At 30.7% G+C, this 15,482-nt stretch carries 18 protein-coding genes and 1 pseudogene; 7 read left to right on the forward strand and 12 right to left on the reverse strand.

Annotation, left to right across the window (positions count from 1 at the left end; translation table 11 throughout):
* The 7 genes and pseudogenes from WBQ70_RS05090 to WBQ70_RS05120 form a co-directional block, all read left to right on the forward strand.
* The coding region (locus WBQ70_RS05090) for a transcription antitermination factor NusB (protein WP_423911412.1) at positions 1-146 on the forward strand (146 nt) is incomplete at its 5' end.
* A gap of 28 nt (positions 147-174) precedes the next feature.
* Positions 175-447: a preprotein translocase subunit YajC gene (gene yajC, locus WBQ70_RS05095; protein ID WP_423911383.1), complete on the forward strand. Its 273-nt coding sequence runs from the start codon at positions 175-177 to the stop codon at positions 445-447.
* Between the two features lie 659 nt (positions 448-1,106).
* The gene (locus tag WBQ70_RS05100) at positions 1,107-2,636 is read left to right on the forward strand and encodes a T9SS type A sorting domain-containing protein (RefSeq protein WP_423911384.1); all 1,530 of its coding nucleotides are present in this window, start codon (positions 1,107-1,109) and stop codon (positions 2,634-2,636) included.
* A 212-nt stretch (positions 2,637-2,848) separates the two neighbouring features.
* Positions 2,849-3,030: pseudogene (locus tag WBQ70_RS05105) on the forward strand (IS30 family transposase); the annotation flags it as partial.
* A gap of 280 nt (positions 3,031-3,310) precedes the next feature.
* On the forward strand, positions 3,311-4,261 hold the full coding sequence (locus WBQ70_RS05110) for a phosphatidylinositol-specific phospholipase C (RefSeq protein ID WP_423911386.1): 951 nt from the start codon (positions 3,311-3,313) through the stop codon (positions 4,259-4,261).
* Positions 4,262-4,391: 130 nt separating this feature from the next.
* On the forward strand, positions 4,392-5,942 hold the full coding sequence (locus WBQ70_RS05115; protein WP_423911387.1) for a hypothetical protein: 1,551 nt from the start codon (positions 4,392-4,394) through the stop codon (positions 5,940-5,942).
* 86 nt (positions 5,943-6,028) lie between these two features.
* Entirely contained in the window at positions 6,029-7,834 is a 1,806-nt protein-coding gene (locus tag WBQ70_RS05120) for a cytochrome-c peroxidase (protein WP_423911389.1), read from the forward strand.
* 104 nt (positions 7,835-7,938) lie between these two features.
* On the opposite strand, the gene WBQ70_RS05125 is transcribed toward WBQ70_RS05120, so the two are convergent.
* From WBQ70_RS05125 to WBQ70_RS05180, 12 genes are all read right to left on the reverse strand, one after another.
* Positions 7,939-8,355, reverse strand: coding sequence for a DUF1761 domain-containing protein (locus tag WBQ70_RS05125; protein ID WP_423911391.1), 417 nt, complete (start codon positions 8,353-8,355; stop codon positions 7,939-7,941).
* Between the two features lie 75 nt (positions 8,356-8,430).
* A complete protein-coding gene (locus WBQ70_RS05130) occupies positions 8,431-9,120 on the reverse strand; it encodes a helix-turn-helix transcriptional regulator (protein WP_423911393.1) in 690 nt (229 codons plus the stop codon).
* A 47-nt stretch (positions 9,121-9,167) separates the two neighbouring features.
* Entirely contained in the window at positions 9,168-9,671 is a 504-nt protein-coding gene (locus WBQ70_RS05135) for a GNAT family N-acetyltransferase (RefSeq protein WP_423911395.1), read from the reverse strand.
* 159 nt (positions 9,672-9,830) lie between these two features.
* Positions 9,831-10,292: a MarR family winged helix-turn-helix transcriptional regulator gene (locus WBQ70_RS05140; protein ID WP_423911397.1), complete on the reverse strand. Its 462-nt coding sequence runs from the start codon at positions 10,290-10,292 to the stop codon at positions 9,831-9,833.
* A gap of 48 nt (positions 10,293-10,340) precedes the next feature.
* A complete protein-coding gene (locus WBQ70_RS05145) occupies positions 10,341-10,715 on the reverse strand; it encodes an EVE domain-containing protein (protein ID WP_423911398.1) in 375 nt (124 codons plus the stop codon).
* A 41-nt stretch (positions 10,716-10,756) separates the two neighbouring features.
* On the reverse strand, positions 10,757-11,647 hold the full coding sequence (locus WBQ70_RS05150) for an SDR family oxidoreductase (protein ID WP_423911400.1): 891 nt from the start codon (positions 11,645-11,647) through the stop codon (positions 10,757-10,759).
* Between the two features lie 5 nt (positions 11,648-11,652).
* Positions 11,653-12,015 carry a VOC family protein gene (locus WBQ70_RS05155; RefSeq protein WP_423911401.1) on the reverse strand — a complete coding sequence of 121 codons (363 nt, stop codon included), beginning with the start codon at positions 12,013-12,015 and terminating at the stop codon, positions 11,653-11,655.
* Positions 12,016-12,199: 184 nt separating this feature from the next.
* Positions 12,200-12,931 carry an SDR family oxidoreductase gene (locus WBQ70_RS05160; protein ID WP_423911403.1) on the reverse strand — a complete coding sequence of 244 codons (732 nt, stop codon included), beginning with the start codon at positions 12,929-12,931 and terminating at the stop codon, positions 12,200-12,202.
* A 90-nt stretch (positions 12,932-13,021) separates the two neighbouring features.
* Entirely contained in the window at positions 13,022-13,933 is a 912-nt protein-coding gene (locus tag WBQ70_RS05165; protein ID WP_423911405.1) for a helix-turn-helix domain-containing protein, read from the reverse strand.
* A gap of 107 nt (positions 13,934-14,040) precedes the next feature.
* Entirely contained in the window at positions 14,041-14,397 is a 357-nt protein-coding gene (locus WBQ70_RS05170; RefSeq protein WP_423911407.1) for a DUF4260 domain-containing protein, read from the reverse strand.
* A 210-nt stretch (positions 14,398-14,607) separates the two neighbouring features.
* Entirely contained in the window at positions 14,608-14,934 is a 327-nt protein-coding gene (locus WBQ70_RS05175; RefSeq protein ID WP_423911409.1) for a DUF3817 domain-containing protein, read from the reverse strand.
* A gap of 1 nt (position 14,935) precedes the next feature.
* Positions 14,936-15,454 (reverse strand): hypothetical protein, encoded by a 519-nt coding sequence (locus WBQ70_RS05180; protein ID WP_423911411.1) that lies wholly within the window; start codon positions 15,452-15,454, stop codon positions 14,936-14,938.
* Between the last annotated feature and the right edge of the window lie 28 nt (positions 15,455-15,482).

Here is a 15,482-nt window from a genome sequence, read left to right on the forward strand (position 1 = left end):
AAGTTACTTTGTATGAGTATTTGGAATTAGCCAAAGAATATTCTACTCCTAAGAGTAGTATATTTATCAACGGTATTCTAGATAATTTAGTAAAAGAGTTAGAGTCAAATAAAACGTTAGTTAAAACCGGTCGCGGTTTAATGTAATATAAATTAATAAAATAAATTAAAAATTATGGAACAGTTAAATAAGTTTGCACCCTTTTTGTTAATGTTTGTTGTTATCTATTTCTTTATGATAAGACCACAACAAAAGAAAGTAAAACAAGAAAAAGCATTCGAAGGAGCTTTGAAAGTAGGAGACAGAATCGTTACCAAAAGTGGTCTTCATGGAAAAATTGCTGAACTTGCTGAAACTACTGTTGTAATCGAAACAATGTCAGGTAAATTGAAAATGGAGCGTTCTTCTATTTCGATGGAAATGAGTGCTGTTATAGCAAAAAAATAATCCCGCTTAAGGATAAAAAAACCGATACAATTTAGTTTGTATCGGTTTTTTTGTATTTTAAATTATTGGATTTCAAAAGCTCCTATATTGAGGTTGTCCTTTGATTTTTATTGCCTATTTCTTTAAAGAACACGTCTATAATGTATAGGTTTTTCAACAGAAATACTGGTATATCCCCCATTTCTTTGTTGGTAATATATTCACCACATCGCATACAGTTTGTTTTTGGTTTATAATTTTCTACCCCGCCACCATAAGCAGTGATTTTGACATAGGAAACCTTAATGTAATTGCAATCTTGAATTAAGATGTCGTTGCAAATAAATTCACTGATTAATTGAACACTTCATTAATATATGTAATTTGAATTGGTTATCAGTTAGTTGTTTTTTTATCGTAAGTTTTTTTTTAAATAAATAAATATTTATGTTAAAGTTATAGTTAAATAGAATGTTTATTTTCAATAATAAATGGTAATAAAATATAGAATATTCTTGATTTTGAAAGCATTTTTTTCTATTTGTTAAATAAACATTTATTATAAATATCGAAATATTGTATAAATTTATTTCAGGAAGCCCCTAAATAAACTTTATTCTTATCATTGAGTTTGAAGTTTTATATAATCTACTTTAAATAATTTTAACCAAATTTTTATTATGAAATCAAAAAAAATCCTTTCTTGTTTATTGGTCTTAGTTATGACCTTTTCACAGTCTTTTGCACAATTTAATAAGAACAAAGACATTTTAATTGCACAATTTGATAGCAAACCCGATCCAGATGATATACATGCCATTGCTGCATTAGGCTGTATTTTAGCTCATAATGATTTTAATAACATTAATTTTTATGCTGTTGCAGGCGCCTATGGAATTCAGGGGGGTAACTATATTAGTGCTCCAGCTTTATTTAATCTTGCTTTTGGAACTCAAAATATAAATTGGACAGATGCTAAGAATGATCGTAGCGCATCTGTTACGCGTATTAAAAATAAAGCGAAAGCAGTTTTGCAAGCAGGAGGTAAGGTTTATGTACAAGAAGCAGGACAATCTGATATAACTCGTGATTGGTGTCAGGCATTACTTGATGATGGCATTACTTCAAATTCTTTAAAAAACAATGTAATTGTAGTGCAGCATAGTCAATGGAATGAAGATAAGACCACTGCAGCAGATTTGACATGGGTTAAAAATAATACAACCTATACCAAGATTGGTGATGGAAATGGTGATGGAAATGGCACACCAAGTTATAGAAGTACAAATACATCATTTCTTACCCAAGCTAAGAATTCTCAAAATGTAAAAGCAAAAACAATATGGCGTGAAGCTGATAGAGTAATTCAGACTAACGGGCATTTTCCAGACCATTCTTCTATTTCTACGGGCGGTGTGGATTTTTCGGATTGTGTAGAAAATTGGTGGATTTTTAATTTGACAACCACTGCTGATAATGTGACTAAGTTTTGGAGTAAGTTTATTACAAATCCGGTTTCAAATCCAGTTAATAATACTGTTAATTTTGTCAATCCTCCTTCATCCATTATATCGGGTGCAAGTTTTAATGTTCAAATAGCTTATCAAGCATCTCAACAATATGAGATTGTAGCTATTATTAATAGTGGAACAGGAACATGGTTAGCAAACAAAACACAAACTGTAGCCGCTGGATCTGGTACAGCTACACTAGTTATTCCTCAATCAACTGCTTGGCCAGTTGGTAATAATTATAAATTAGGTATTGCCATTCGCCCAATAGGTGGAGGTTTTAGTACTAATTTAGATTATAAATCAGTAACATTTAATATTGTAAGTAATAATGCAAAAGGTGTGAACTTAAATAAAACAGCAATTGAATCAATTGCTTATGATAATGAGTTTGTAGCAGGAGAGGGAACTAAAACGAGGAAAGTAGAAAACCAAAATGGGAAAAGTATAAATACGGATAATTCATTTATTGTTTATCCTAATCCGTTTAAGCAGGAGTTAACGCTTCAATTAGCTAATAATCATAATTATTCTAATGTTCAAATCATTGATGAGGGAGGAAAAGTTTTAGGCTCTAAAGTAATTATTGGTGAATCAACAGTTGATTTAAGTGATACCTTTAAGAATTCAAAACCAGGTATGTATTTTGTTAAATTAATTGGTTTCGACAATAAAACAGTTAAGATAATTAAAAAATAATCTTATACTTAAAATCACTATAAAATTGGGTTTTAGAGTTAAAGCCTATAAAAGTAAAATCCTTAAACTACTGATTAACAGTGTGTTTAAGGATTTTTATTGTGACCCCTACGATACAATTTTCAAACCATTTTATGCAAGATTTAAAGAAGCTTGCATATTATAACGATCTATAATATTACCAAATTGTGGTTTGATGTCCAATCAAAAAAAATGTTTTCATAAGACAGTATTTTTCAAAAGGGATGAATTTCGAAAACATAACAGACAAATAAGTACTAAACGTGGATGACAAATTAAATAACAGACCTAGCAAAAGATTTGGTTATAAAACCCCGAACGAAGTTTTTCACATTCATAATATAATAATGTTCAATTCGTATTTATGACTTGAATCCGCCAGTTATAATAAACCAGTTTTGTTTTAATTAACATTTAATCTAAATTTCCTTAATAAAATATGATTCATTATTAAGACATTAACTTATTACATATAAATAATTGTAATAGAATTCCAGTTACAGTTCTATTTAAAGTTAAAAAATGGTAATTTTTTCAGAAAAAAAAATGTAGTAAGTTAAAAATTTGGTAATATAATTATCGACTTTAAAAAAGACTGTTATTCTACTTTTGTACCGATTTAAACAAAATATTCACAAATTGTAAACTTTATTATGAAAAAATATGTTTTTTTTACTTTTATTACAAGTCTTGTTTTTTTGAGTTCTTGCACTACTTCGCCTCTAGAAGAAGAAGTTTCTCAAGAAATTCCAACTAGTCCAGTAGAACAAGGTTTGTATAATATGTCAAATTGGATGGGAGCTTTAGATGAAACAAAAAGCTTAACTGCATTAAGTATTCCAGGAACTCATGATTCAGGCGCCTTACACGAACCTTTTTTTGGTACAACCGTTTGTCAAACCTTAACTATTGATGAACAATTGAAAGCAGGTGTACGTTATCTAGATATTCGTGGACGTCATATTCGTAATAATTTTGAAATTTATCATAGAGAGGTATCCCAAAATTTAACGTTTACCGATGTTTTAAATAGTTGTAAAACTTTTTTAAGTAAGAATCCGTCCGAAACTATCATTATGTCTCTTAAAGAGGAATACACAGCAGTAGAGAACAATCGTTCTTATGAAGCTACATTTGATTTGTATACAAGAACATTTCCTGGACTCTTTTACATTGGAAATACCGTACCGACTCTTAAAGAAGCAAAAGGAAAAATTGTATTGTTAAGACGTTTTGCAGCAACTAATGCTAAAGGTATTGATGCTACAAAATGGGGAGATAACACAACATTTACAATTACTACAACTGCACAGACAGTAAGAATACAAGACCAATACATTGTGCCAAACAATGATGCTAAGTGGAACTTAATCAAAAATTTAGCTGATGAGGCAAATACCAATAATACTCATTTGTATTTAAATTATTGTAGTGGTTTTAAAGAAGATTCATTTGGGACTCCATACATAAGAACGGTTTCTGATGCAATAAATCCACAAGTTGCTTCTTACTTTACTACAAATACCAAAGGACATTTTGGTGTTATTGTTATGGATTTCACGAGTTCTACTACAAATAGTTTGATTGTAAAAACAAATTTTTAAAATTCCTAAGATTAAAAAAGCTGCTTTTAAATTTTAATGCTAACATAAACTAAATTTTAAGATAATCTAAAAGCATTTTTTAAAAAATAATTTTGCTCAATTATAAATATAAAAAAAAACAATTTTTATTATGAAAAACAGAAAATTACCAATGTTAAAGCATTTGACTTTAATTTCAATTTCAATTATTGCTTTTAGCTGTAGTAATGATACCAAAGATGGTACAAACGGAAAAGACGGTGTTAATGGGCAGGATGGTCAAAATGGTAAAGATGCTGAGTTAATTCTTGACAACGCTATGTTTTCTAACAAATCAATAGTAGAACCATTAGTAAAGATCGATCCAGCATTTCCGAATGTAAGAGCATATTCATTAGTGAGTACTGTTGACGTTATTGGTGAGAATAAATTTCAATTAGCTTCAACTGTTGATGGTGCGGGATTAATTAAAGATGACGGAAATGGTTTTATTTATGTTGTAAATTGTGAGGATAGTTACGCTATTGCACGATTGAGATTAGATAACAATCTTAATCCTATTAAAGGAGATTATTTATTAAACTCTGGTGTAGCCGATTATTCTCGTCAGTGCTCCGGTACCATGTGGGAAAAAGAAATCCACGGTGGGGACAAAGACGTTTTCCTTTCTGCTTCTGAAGAAGAAATTAGTAATGTTGTAAAAGAAATGGATCCTCGTGTGGTAACACCTAATCCAACAGGGAGTTATGGTAATCCTGCATTAGGTAGATTCTTGTGGGAAAATGCATTGCCATTGCCAAAGGATACATATCCTGGGAAAACTGTTATTCTTGGTGGAGATGATGCTGCCGATGGTCAAGTGATTTTGTATTATTCAGAGAACGGAGATGTAGATAGAACAAACGGAAAAGTATATGTACTGCGTTTCAAAGAAGTTTCTGATGGTCCTGATGGAAAAAAGAAAGCTGTAGATCCTAATGTTAAATATACTGAGGATGCTTTGGATCTTAAAGTAACGTATGATATCGAATTTGTTGAAGTTGTTGATGCTAAAAATAAATCGGAAAGAGAAACATCTCTTGCTTGTACAGCTTTAAATGCTTCTGCTTTTATCAGAATGGAAGATATCGATTATCAAAAAGGAAGCGCTGCTAATGCAAGGAATCTTTTTTTCAATGTAACGGGTCGTGGTCCAGGTAGTGGGTCTGTAAATGATTGGGGAACTGTTTATAAATTAGAGTTGGATGCAAATTCACCTTTAAAAGGAAAGCTAACCCAAATAGTTAGTGGAAATGTAACTACCAATAAAAAGAATGGAAATTTGGCTTCATTGCAAAGCCCTGACGGTATATGTGTTACTGAAAATTTCGTATACATCCAAGAAGATCCAAATTCATTTGCAAAAGGTCATGCTGCTTATATTTATCAATCAGATTTAAATGGTAACAATATTAAGAAGTTTTTGGATCTTAAAATTGATCATAATTTAGCAAGCAATAGTACAACAATAGACGATAGTGGAGAATTTGGTTCGATGGTTGATATTTCGGATAAAGTTGGTGTACCAGGTACTTTCTTATTAGCAGTTCAGGCCAAATACTGGCAGAGTGATAAGTTTAAAGGACTAGATGGACATATTCACCCAATAAAAGAAAATGACCGTGCTTCACAAATAGTAATTTTAAGAAATGTACCAAGGTAGTTTTACCTATTGTGTTAAAAAATAAATACTTATCTATTAGAGTTCATTAATTAAAATTAGTGAACTCTAATTTATTATAAAACGTTATGTATTACAAAATACTCTTATTCCTTTGCTTTGTTACACCTTTTATCTCTTGTAATTTCAATAAAGATATATCAACGGAAGAAATGGAAGATATTGTTGATTGGGCTATTGTTGAAAAATATTACAAAGACAATATGGATCAAACTATAGCTCTTTTGCAACGTTTGGATACCGTTAAAATCCATAGTCAACAAAACAAAGAACTTTTTAGAAGACTACGCATTTCGTATAAAAATACTGAAGCTTATGCTGCTTACTTAAATCCAGAGGCTGGTAAACGAATCAATGGTCCTGCATTGCCTATTTACAAAGAAGATAGTGGGAAGATTTTAGAGTCTATTGGCTTTCAAAGATTGGAAGAGTTGATTTATGAGGAGGATTGTAGTGTCACAGAATTGTCTAAAAATATAAAAATTAACATTGGAATTTTAAATAGACTAAAAGGGGATATGGGATATTATAAGCTCAATTCTCAACGTTTTTTTGTAGCTTTTCATGAACAACTTTTTAGATTAGTTAGCCTTTCAATGTCTGGTTTTGATACCCCTATTAGTCAATTAAGTATAGACGAAGTGGCAACCTCTTTAAAGGGTATTGAATATGTTTATAAAAATAGTATTCAAACTATCATTAGAAGCAAAAATGGCAAATTAGATAAAGAGTTTTTACAAAATCTATATAAGGCGATAGAATTTATCAATAATAAAAAGGATGTTAATTCCTTTGACCGATACACTTATATTAGAGATTATTTAAATCCTATTATGAGAAACTGGGTTACGATGAGAAAAGAAAGTGATTTATGGGATGGGAAATTATTTTCTCCCTTTAATTACGATGCACCTACTTTTTTTGAAAATGATGCCTTCAATGTTAATTATTTTATTTCGTATAGTAATCAAAACCCTTCTAAAGAACTAATTGCACTTGGTGAAAAGCTTTTTTCAGATCAAACTTTATCTGAAAATGGTAAAATGTCTTGCGTAAGTTGTCATGATCCTAAGAAAGCCTTTACTGATGGCTTTTCTAAATCGTTAGACAATACAGGAAAACCTCTTGACCGAAATGCTCCTACCTTAGTTAATTCTATTTTTCAACGTGCTTTTTTCTGGGATGGTAGATCCGAATTTTTAGAAGACCAAATCAGTAGTGTTTTATTAAGTGATAGAGAAATGAATGCGGGTACTCATCAGTTTTCAAGTAAAATACTAAAAGATAAAACCTATAAAAAAATGTTTACAGATGCTTTTGGAAAAATTCCAGAATCGAATATTGAACTAGTAAAAGCTCTATCATCTTATGTTTCAACTTTAAATAGTTTCAATTCTAAATTTGATAAAAACATTCGAGGAGAAGAAAATACAATAACCACATCAGAAAAAAATGGTTTTAATCTTTTTGCTGGCAAAGCTTTATGTGCTACCTGTCATTTTATTCCTCTTACAAACGGTACTGTGCCACCATTTTTCAACGAGTCAGAAAAAGAAGTTATAGGTGTACCTAGTAAATCGGATAATAAAAAGTTAGATAACGATTTAGGATTTTATATTGTTTTTAAAGAAGATCTTCACAAAGGTATGTTCAAAACACCTACTCTTAGAAACGTAGCTTTGACCGCTCCATACATGCATAATGGAGTTTACAATAATTTAGAGGAAGTAATGGATTTTTACAACAAAGGGGGAGGAGCAGGTTTAGGTTTTGATCTACCACACCAAACTTTACCTTTTGACAAATTAAACTTGTCAGACCAAGAAATAAAAGATCTGATTGCTTTTATGAAAACATTAACGGACAATTATTAATTCATAAAAAAAGGTCTGAATTACTGTAGACTTCAGACCTTTTTTATTCAGTTGGTAATATAATCATAATTCGTCAGTTTTAAATCTTAAAAAGACCCAATTTACTATTTCATTGCAAAAATAATAATGCATACCATTATTATCCCAACCAAGTGATAAGCACCGCTTATTATGCCATATAGTATTGGCTTTGGGATATTAGGATTAATGGCAATATTCATAGTATTTGCCACTAAGTAACCAATACCTATAATGAATGCAAATTCAATAGCTGATTGATAGCTATCAATATTCAAAGCATAAATTAAAATTGCTGTGGTAATGGTGATAATTAGCGAGCAAATTGCTGGACCAATAATAAATATTGGAGCCGGTTTTTCGGGCATACTATTCTCTTTGCCTAATGAAATTGCATATTGTTTTTTGAAAAGTAAAGTGAACCAAAGTGCGCCAAGCATGAAGTACGGAATAAAAGCAGAGAGTACAGCAAGCCAATTAATTGAAGTCAATAATTTTGTCATTTTTTGTTGTTTTTAAAAGTTTAGACAAAACTATACTAGAGTAGTGACAACCTTATGGCAAGGGTTTAAAATAATTTAATGATACTTGTCAAAAAAATCTTGTAAGGTCATTTGGTGTGGTAAGAAATTTTCAGACATCATTTCCATCGTATTGATTCTATCCAATCTAAAATATCTAAATTCTTTTCGTAATCGGCATTTTGCCACAAGTAACCAATTTTCGGTACTTAACAATGCAAAAGGTTCTATTATTCTAGTGCTTGTTTTGTTCGATTCGTTGGTATAATCAATTTTTACGGTCAAATAATTGGTCAGTGCAAATTGTAAATCTGATAAATTGCTACTGTTTCGTTCTCTGTTTATATTTTGCTCATAACGTGTTCTTTCTGAAAGTAAATTGGCCTTATCCTTATCACGTTCTTTTAATACTGCTTTAATTTTTTCTATCGCTTCGGAATAATTTTTTATAAATGATGAATCTTTATTTTTTAATACCAATTGCTCTGCTAGAATTAAAGCATTTGCTTGGTTTTCAGTAAACATAATAGGCGGAATCTTGTATCCGTCCATTAAAGTATATCCTTTTCCTTCCTCGGTTATAATGGGAACACCTGCTTGTTCTAATGATTTTATATCGCGGTAAATCGTTCTTTTGCTAACTTGAAATTTTTCTGAAAGTTCAAATGCAGTAATGATTTTTTTTGTCTGAAAGTGAATTAAAATAGCAGTTAAGCGAGAGAGCCTATTTGTTTCGGAATAATCCATTTTCTATCGAAATTAATTCTCTTGTTAAAATTTCATACATCTTGTACTCATAATTTTATTTCAAAATAACAAACATTTGTATTTTGATAATGTGAAGGCAAATTTAACGTTTTCTCAAGTTTTTTAATACCCAAAAAATCAAAACCACAGTTTTGGTAATGCTGAATTAATCGTTGATTTTCACCACAAGTGTCCATTCGGATATATTTTTTATCCTGTGCAAACATTTTTGCCCATTCAACAATTATCTTTACATAATTGTTGCCTCTGAAGCTAGGGTTTGTTGCTATTCTATGAATATAAATGGACGAAATGCCATCATCTTCCTTCCAAATTTCTGGATCGCTGTAGGTAATTGCCCAAACACAGGCAATTTCGTTACCAATCATTAATTTGAATTGTCTGTTATCAACAACTTCCTCAATTATTAGTGTTTTATCAAATTCCGGCCATTGGTTTTCTGGGAATTTTTCTTTCTGCAACTCGGTGGCTAATCTATAAAGTCTGAAAATTTCAGTAATGTCATTTTCGGTGCTATTTACTATTTTCATGTATTGTTGATTGTTTCTTTCAAAAGATTTGTGCTGAATGTATAAAAGTAGTTTTTAATTTATGTAAAGTTAATCTCCAGTATTTAACCGTAGATTTTAGTCAAATCTTACTATGTTGTAATCATTCTAATTATTTACACATTTACCATGCTAATACTTTTAATTTTCTTTATTCTGTTCAATCACATTAAACATATTCTGATTAAATAAGGATAAATTATTTCCTAAAACCGAAAAGAAATCCTTATCAGCATTTTCAACGACTGTTAATGCAGTTTGCAAAACATTTGCGCCAGCATTCGTTAATTTAATCACCTTAGCTCTTGTGTCAGTTTGATGTTCTTGTCTACTGATAAAATTCTTTTTTTCCAAAGTTCTCAAAACTTTAGAAACCATCATTCTGTCAGCATTACTTTGGTTGGCAATGTCAACTTGGGTAACAGTATTATTCTTTTTTGATAGCCAGCCCAAGGCAGCTAATAATACAAACTGCGTCTGTGTCAGGTCTAAAGGATCTAAAACGGTTTTTAGCTTGCGTTGCCATAACATAGTTAGTTGTCCAAGCAAATAACCAGGGCTATCATTGGGACTTTTAAATTGAAATTCGATTTCTTTAGACATAGTGGTATTTTAGCATTTGTGACGAAATTAAATCAAAATCATGTTTACTTATTTCAAGAATTCCAAAACGGAAAGGGTAACCCCATTTTTTTTATTCTGGATAAATTGTAAATCGTTTATCAACGGTAAAATTGATAAATCTTCACATTCCAAAAAATCAATATTCCGCCTTGAAGGGCAAAAGTCGTCCGAAACGTGATGCTGATATATTTCATCATCCACAACTTTTCCTAATGCTGTAAATTCATGGCATTTTTCGGGTTTACTTATAGTTTGTTTGCCTGAATAGTAGATTATGTAATCGTCTTTTCGCATTCTTTTTAATGGTGCAGCTTTACCGTGACACGTCTGTGCAATTCCTTGCAAAACGGCATCCTTAACATGATCTTTTGAAGCTACTATTATCCAATAATTAGTTTTCATTTCTTTTAGCTGATATAATTTTGAAAATTCATTCTCACCTATTATTTATAGGTTTCCTCTAAGAATTTAGATAGAGGCGTTGTCTTTCTTCCTAATACTTTTTCTAAATCAAATGATTGTTGGTCAAATTCTCCTTTGGCAATAGCTAAACTAAAAGTAGATAGTATTTCGATAACATGATTTGGCAAACCAAATTTATTCATTTCAGCTTTAAATTCAGTTACATCTGGAGAAAAATAATGGATAGGTTCGTTTACTATCGCGGAGATTTTGTTTGCAATTTCTGAAAATGAAATAGGCTCACTCCCATTAAATTCCAATGTCTTATTCGCATAAGTTGTAGGATTCAAAAGTATGGTAACTTCTGCTTCAGCTAGGTCTTTTTTAGGAACAAAAGAACTTAACCCACTTGCTGTAGGTAAATAAATGGTTTTGGTTTTTAATAGTTGACTCTTATTTCCAATCAACATTTCAATTACTTCGGCGTATAAATTATGCTTCACTATTGTATAAGTAATTCCTGAAGATTTTATAAAATTTTCAGTTTGTTTATGAGAAGCTACAAGCGGAGCTATAGAGGAAGAAATTGTTTCGTCTTTCCATACGCCACTTGTATAAATAATATGTTTAATACCTACTTCTTTTGCAGCATTAACCACATTCTCATGAAGCTGTACACGTTGATGGTCGTCTCCTGCCGAAACGAAGTAGAGTATGTCAATGCCATAAAAGGCTTTAATTAAACTTTTTTTATTAGCGTAATCTCCAGTTTTTACTTCTATACCATCACTTTTATACCGTTTTGCTAATTCCTTTGTTTCGTCTCGAACCAAAACCGCTAAATTTTCAATCTCTGTTTTTTTTGTTAGAAGATTGATAACTAGGCTTCCTAAACCACCGCTGGCTCCTGTAACTAATATTTTGTGCTTCATATTCTTTATTCTTTTGTGTTTAAAAAAGTAAGTTTATAACCATCTAAATCTTTTACATGAAATGCCCTACCAAAAGGCGTTTCAATAATAGGTCCCGCAGTTGTTATTCCATTACTAATTAATGTTTCTTTCAGGTCGTCTACATTTTCTTCTACTGCAAACCAAAGTGCAACGCCAATTCCTAATTCTTTTCCTTCTATTGGTTCAAGTGGCGTACGAATTGCAAAACTTGCTTGTCCTTCATTGTACTTAAAAATACAGGCTTGAGGATTACTGTTGTCAATTTCAAAACCTAATTTTTTTTCGTAGAATTCTTTTGATGCTTCTAAGTCGTTTACTTGCAGTGATGCGAATGTTAATTGTTTCATGTTGATGATTTTTATTTTGTTGTTGCAAATATAGTATTCACGACTACAATATGCAAATGTTTTATATTAATTATTGGTAAGCATCATAAATTAGAATTGAATAGTGTCTTGCTTTTTACTTTAGATTATATACTAAAGCATATACTAACAATGAAAAATTAGGGTAAATTGGTTTATCTAATGTTTACCAAGCAACTTCTCCATTTTCATTAAAAAATTTCCCTGTTGGTCCGTTTATGTCTAGTGTAGCGTACTTTACAATAACTTTAGCTCCCATATCAGGAGTTCTTTCTCCTCCAAAATTGGTCAAATCAGTTGCTGTATATCCTGGAGCCACACTATTTATTTTGAGGGCAGTGTCTTTAAATTCGTGAGCAAACATAACAGTTGCTGAATTTAAGGCTGTTTTTGAAGTGTTATATGCAAATACTTTATAGGGATAAAATTCCCATTCAGGATTACTTTGTAATGTTAGTGAGCCTAATTCACTTGAAACATTCACTATTCGTGGTGCATTTGATTTACCTAAAAGCTCAAGAAAATGTTGTGTTACTTGCACAGCTCCCAAAAAGTTGGTTTCAAGAACATTTCGGATATTATCGATCGAGTCTACTGAAGGTAAATTAGAAATGATGCCTGCAATGCCAGCATTATTAATCAAAACATCAAGATGAGAAATTTTAGTTTTTAGTTCTTCTTTTGCATTTTGAATTGATTCTTTATTTGTGACATCAATTTCTAAAGCTTGAACATTAGTAAAACCTAATTTATTTAATTCTTCAATAGCTTTTAAACCATTCGCTTTGTTTCGGCTTCCCAAAAATACATTGTAGCCAAGTGCTGCCAGCTGTTTGGCAGTTTCAAACCCAATTCCTTTGTTTGCACCAGTTATTAATGCTGTTTTATCATTTTTCATAATTTACTTTCTTTTCAGTTATTGAATAATACAAAGGTAAATTTCAATAGCAAGAGTATATTATGAACTTCAAACAGGTTTTTATTAAAATCAAACAATCATTTGTTTTCTAAAATTTGCAGGAGATACATCCATGTGTTTTTTAAAGAAGTTTGAAAAATTAGCTGTCTCTTCAAATCCCAGGCAATACCCAATTTGCGATATATTCCAGTTGGTATGTATTAAAAGGATTTTGGCTTCCTTTAAATTCCTACTTGCAATAATATCGCTAGTTGTTTGTTGCGTTGTTTCTTTTAGTACCCTGTTCAAATGGTTGATGTGGATATTTAATCGATTTGCATATTCAGAGGCAGAACGAAGTTCAATTTGCTGGTTTACATTTTCTATAGGAAATTGTCTTTCCAATAATTCCATAAATAATGAAGATACCCTTTCAGGTCCGTTTGAAGATTGATGATTTGTAATAAAATTAATAGGATGTAATTTCATTGCTGTATGTAGTACTTCGAACACAATATTTTTTAGTACATCATATTTATAAACATAGTCAGAATTGATTTCGGTAAACATTTTTTGAAATATTTCTTGAAAATGCTCTGCCTGTTCTTTACTTAAATTATATACAGGATTGCCATTGGGTTGAAAAACAGGATATTCACTTAGACTACCAAATTGTTGAAAAAAACTTTCAGTAAATACACAGAAGAAACCTAATTGTGTATCGTCTATTGACTCCCAACTATAGGGGATTTGTGGGTTTGAAAATACTAGAGCTTGTTCTTCTATATCGATAACCTTGTCTGCATAATACAATCGGCTTTTTCCAAATATTAAAGTTATTTTAAAATATAGTCGTCGGTTAAATGCTATTGGTTTAGTATTTTCTCCAATAAAATCTTGAAGGTTAAAAATATTAAAATGACCTATTCCTTTTTTAAGATCAGAAGGTAAGCAACTATTTCCAAAATTATAGAAATCTTCTAATGTTTGACTTTTATTCATATTGTAAAATTACTGAAATCAAAAATAGTATTCACATCAGCGTTAATAATCTCGAAGATATATTTTTAGTGGATTTAATTCATTCCTACTTACTCTCTTTCAGTGTTTTAATTATTTTTTCCAATCCAACCCAAATGAGTGTTTTTAAAATCATCTTTGAATTTCAGTCCGTAACCAAAAAATCTGTCCATTGCAGAATGCCCAAATAAAATCGCCCCTATTAAAGTGATTATTGAACTATCCAACCAAAAACCTATACTAAAAAAAGCAATAGCGACTAATTTATGATGAAAAAAATTATAGAGCCAAGCACCTTTTTTTGGGTTAGCCAAATAACCTATCATTGAAAAATCTGGTAACAGAATACAGGCTGGGAAAACCCACCAAACATAGTCTAATTGACTAAATAAGATTATTGAAAGCAGAAACTGTCCTAATTCTTCGAGTTTTAAAAGGTTGTTCATTTTGTTTTGCATAACTTCTTTTAGATTACAATATACTTAATTAAACAGAAATTCGGTTTGAGAATGTACTTAAGTCGCTATTCCTTTTATGCATTATCTCTGACTACTATATTTGTTTAAATTGTGTCATTTTATTTGAGATAAATTCCTTCATGCCTCATACATAGCAATCACATAATCAATCAAATGCTTATCGTTCTTATGTATTTGTTATAATTCTATGCTTTCCTTGATATCTAGCTTGCTTATTATTTTATTATCAATATAAAATGTCCCGAATGGAATAAAACAAGCTATTATAATTTTCCAAGTTGTCGTTTTAAATTTCCAATTTTGTTCGACTCCTACACTTAGTGTGTTAAAAATAAATAGTAAAAATATTGCTCCATGTATAGGGCCTACTATTTTTGTTACGCTAGGATTATCAAAGTAATATTTCATAGGTACAGCAACAAAAACGAGTGTTAATAATGAAATACCTTCAAGAAATCCAATAATGCGTAATCTTCCGATTTTTGTTTTGAATAAATGTATCATTTTATCTAAAATAAGGTCTGTTTGCTAATGGTGAAAAGGGCCAAGGAATGGCTATGAAAATAATGAGAAGGGTAACTAAAAACCAAATCAACATTGTTTTAAATTTTTCTTTATCGGTTGTTTTTCTTTTTGATAATGCAGAGCCAACTGTAATTAAAATTATTGCTGTTAGCATTAAAATAATGTGAAGTAAGCCAAAGAAAGCACTGTCTAAATTGTGAATAGCTTTGTAGAAGTTGTGCCAAAAATATTTTATGATCGGACTTTGAGTGTAAAGTATAATTCCTAATACAAGTTGTGTGTGTGCAATTGTTGCAGTCCAATGTCTAACAAGATTGTCAGTTTTGGAAAATTCAACATTTAGAGTATACCCTTTGTATGCTCGATATATAGCATATAATAAACTTGCCAAAAGAAACCAACGTATTGTTGAATGGAAAAATAGAAGTGTTTGATACATCGCAATTTTTTTACGATGTAAATATAATAAAAACATACTAACCAGTATGTTTTTATACATAAATATTCTAGGCTAAATTATTTAGGTA

This window comes from Flavobacterium sp. (assembly GCF_049590715.1).
Classification (GTDB): domain Bacteria; phylum Bacteroidota; class Bacteroidia; order Flavobacteriales; family Flavobacteriaceae; genus Flavobacterium.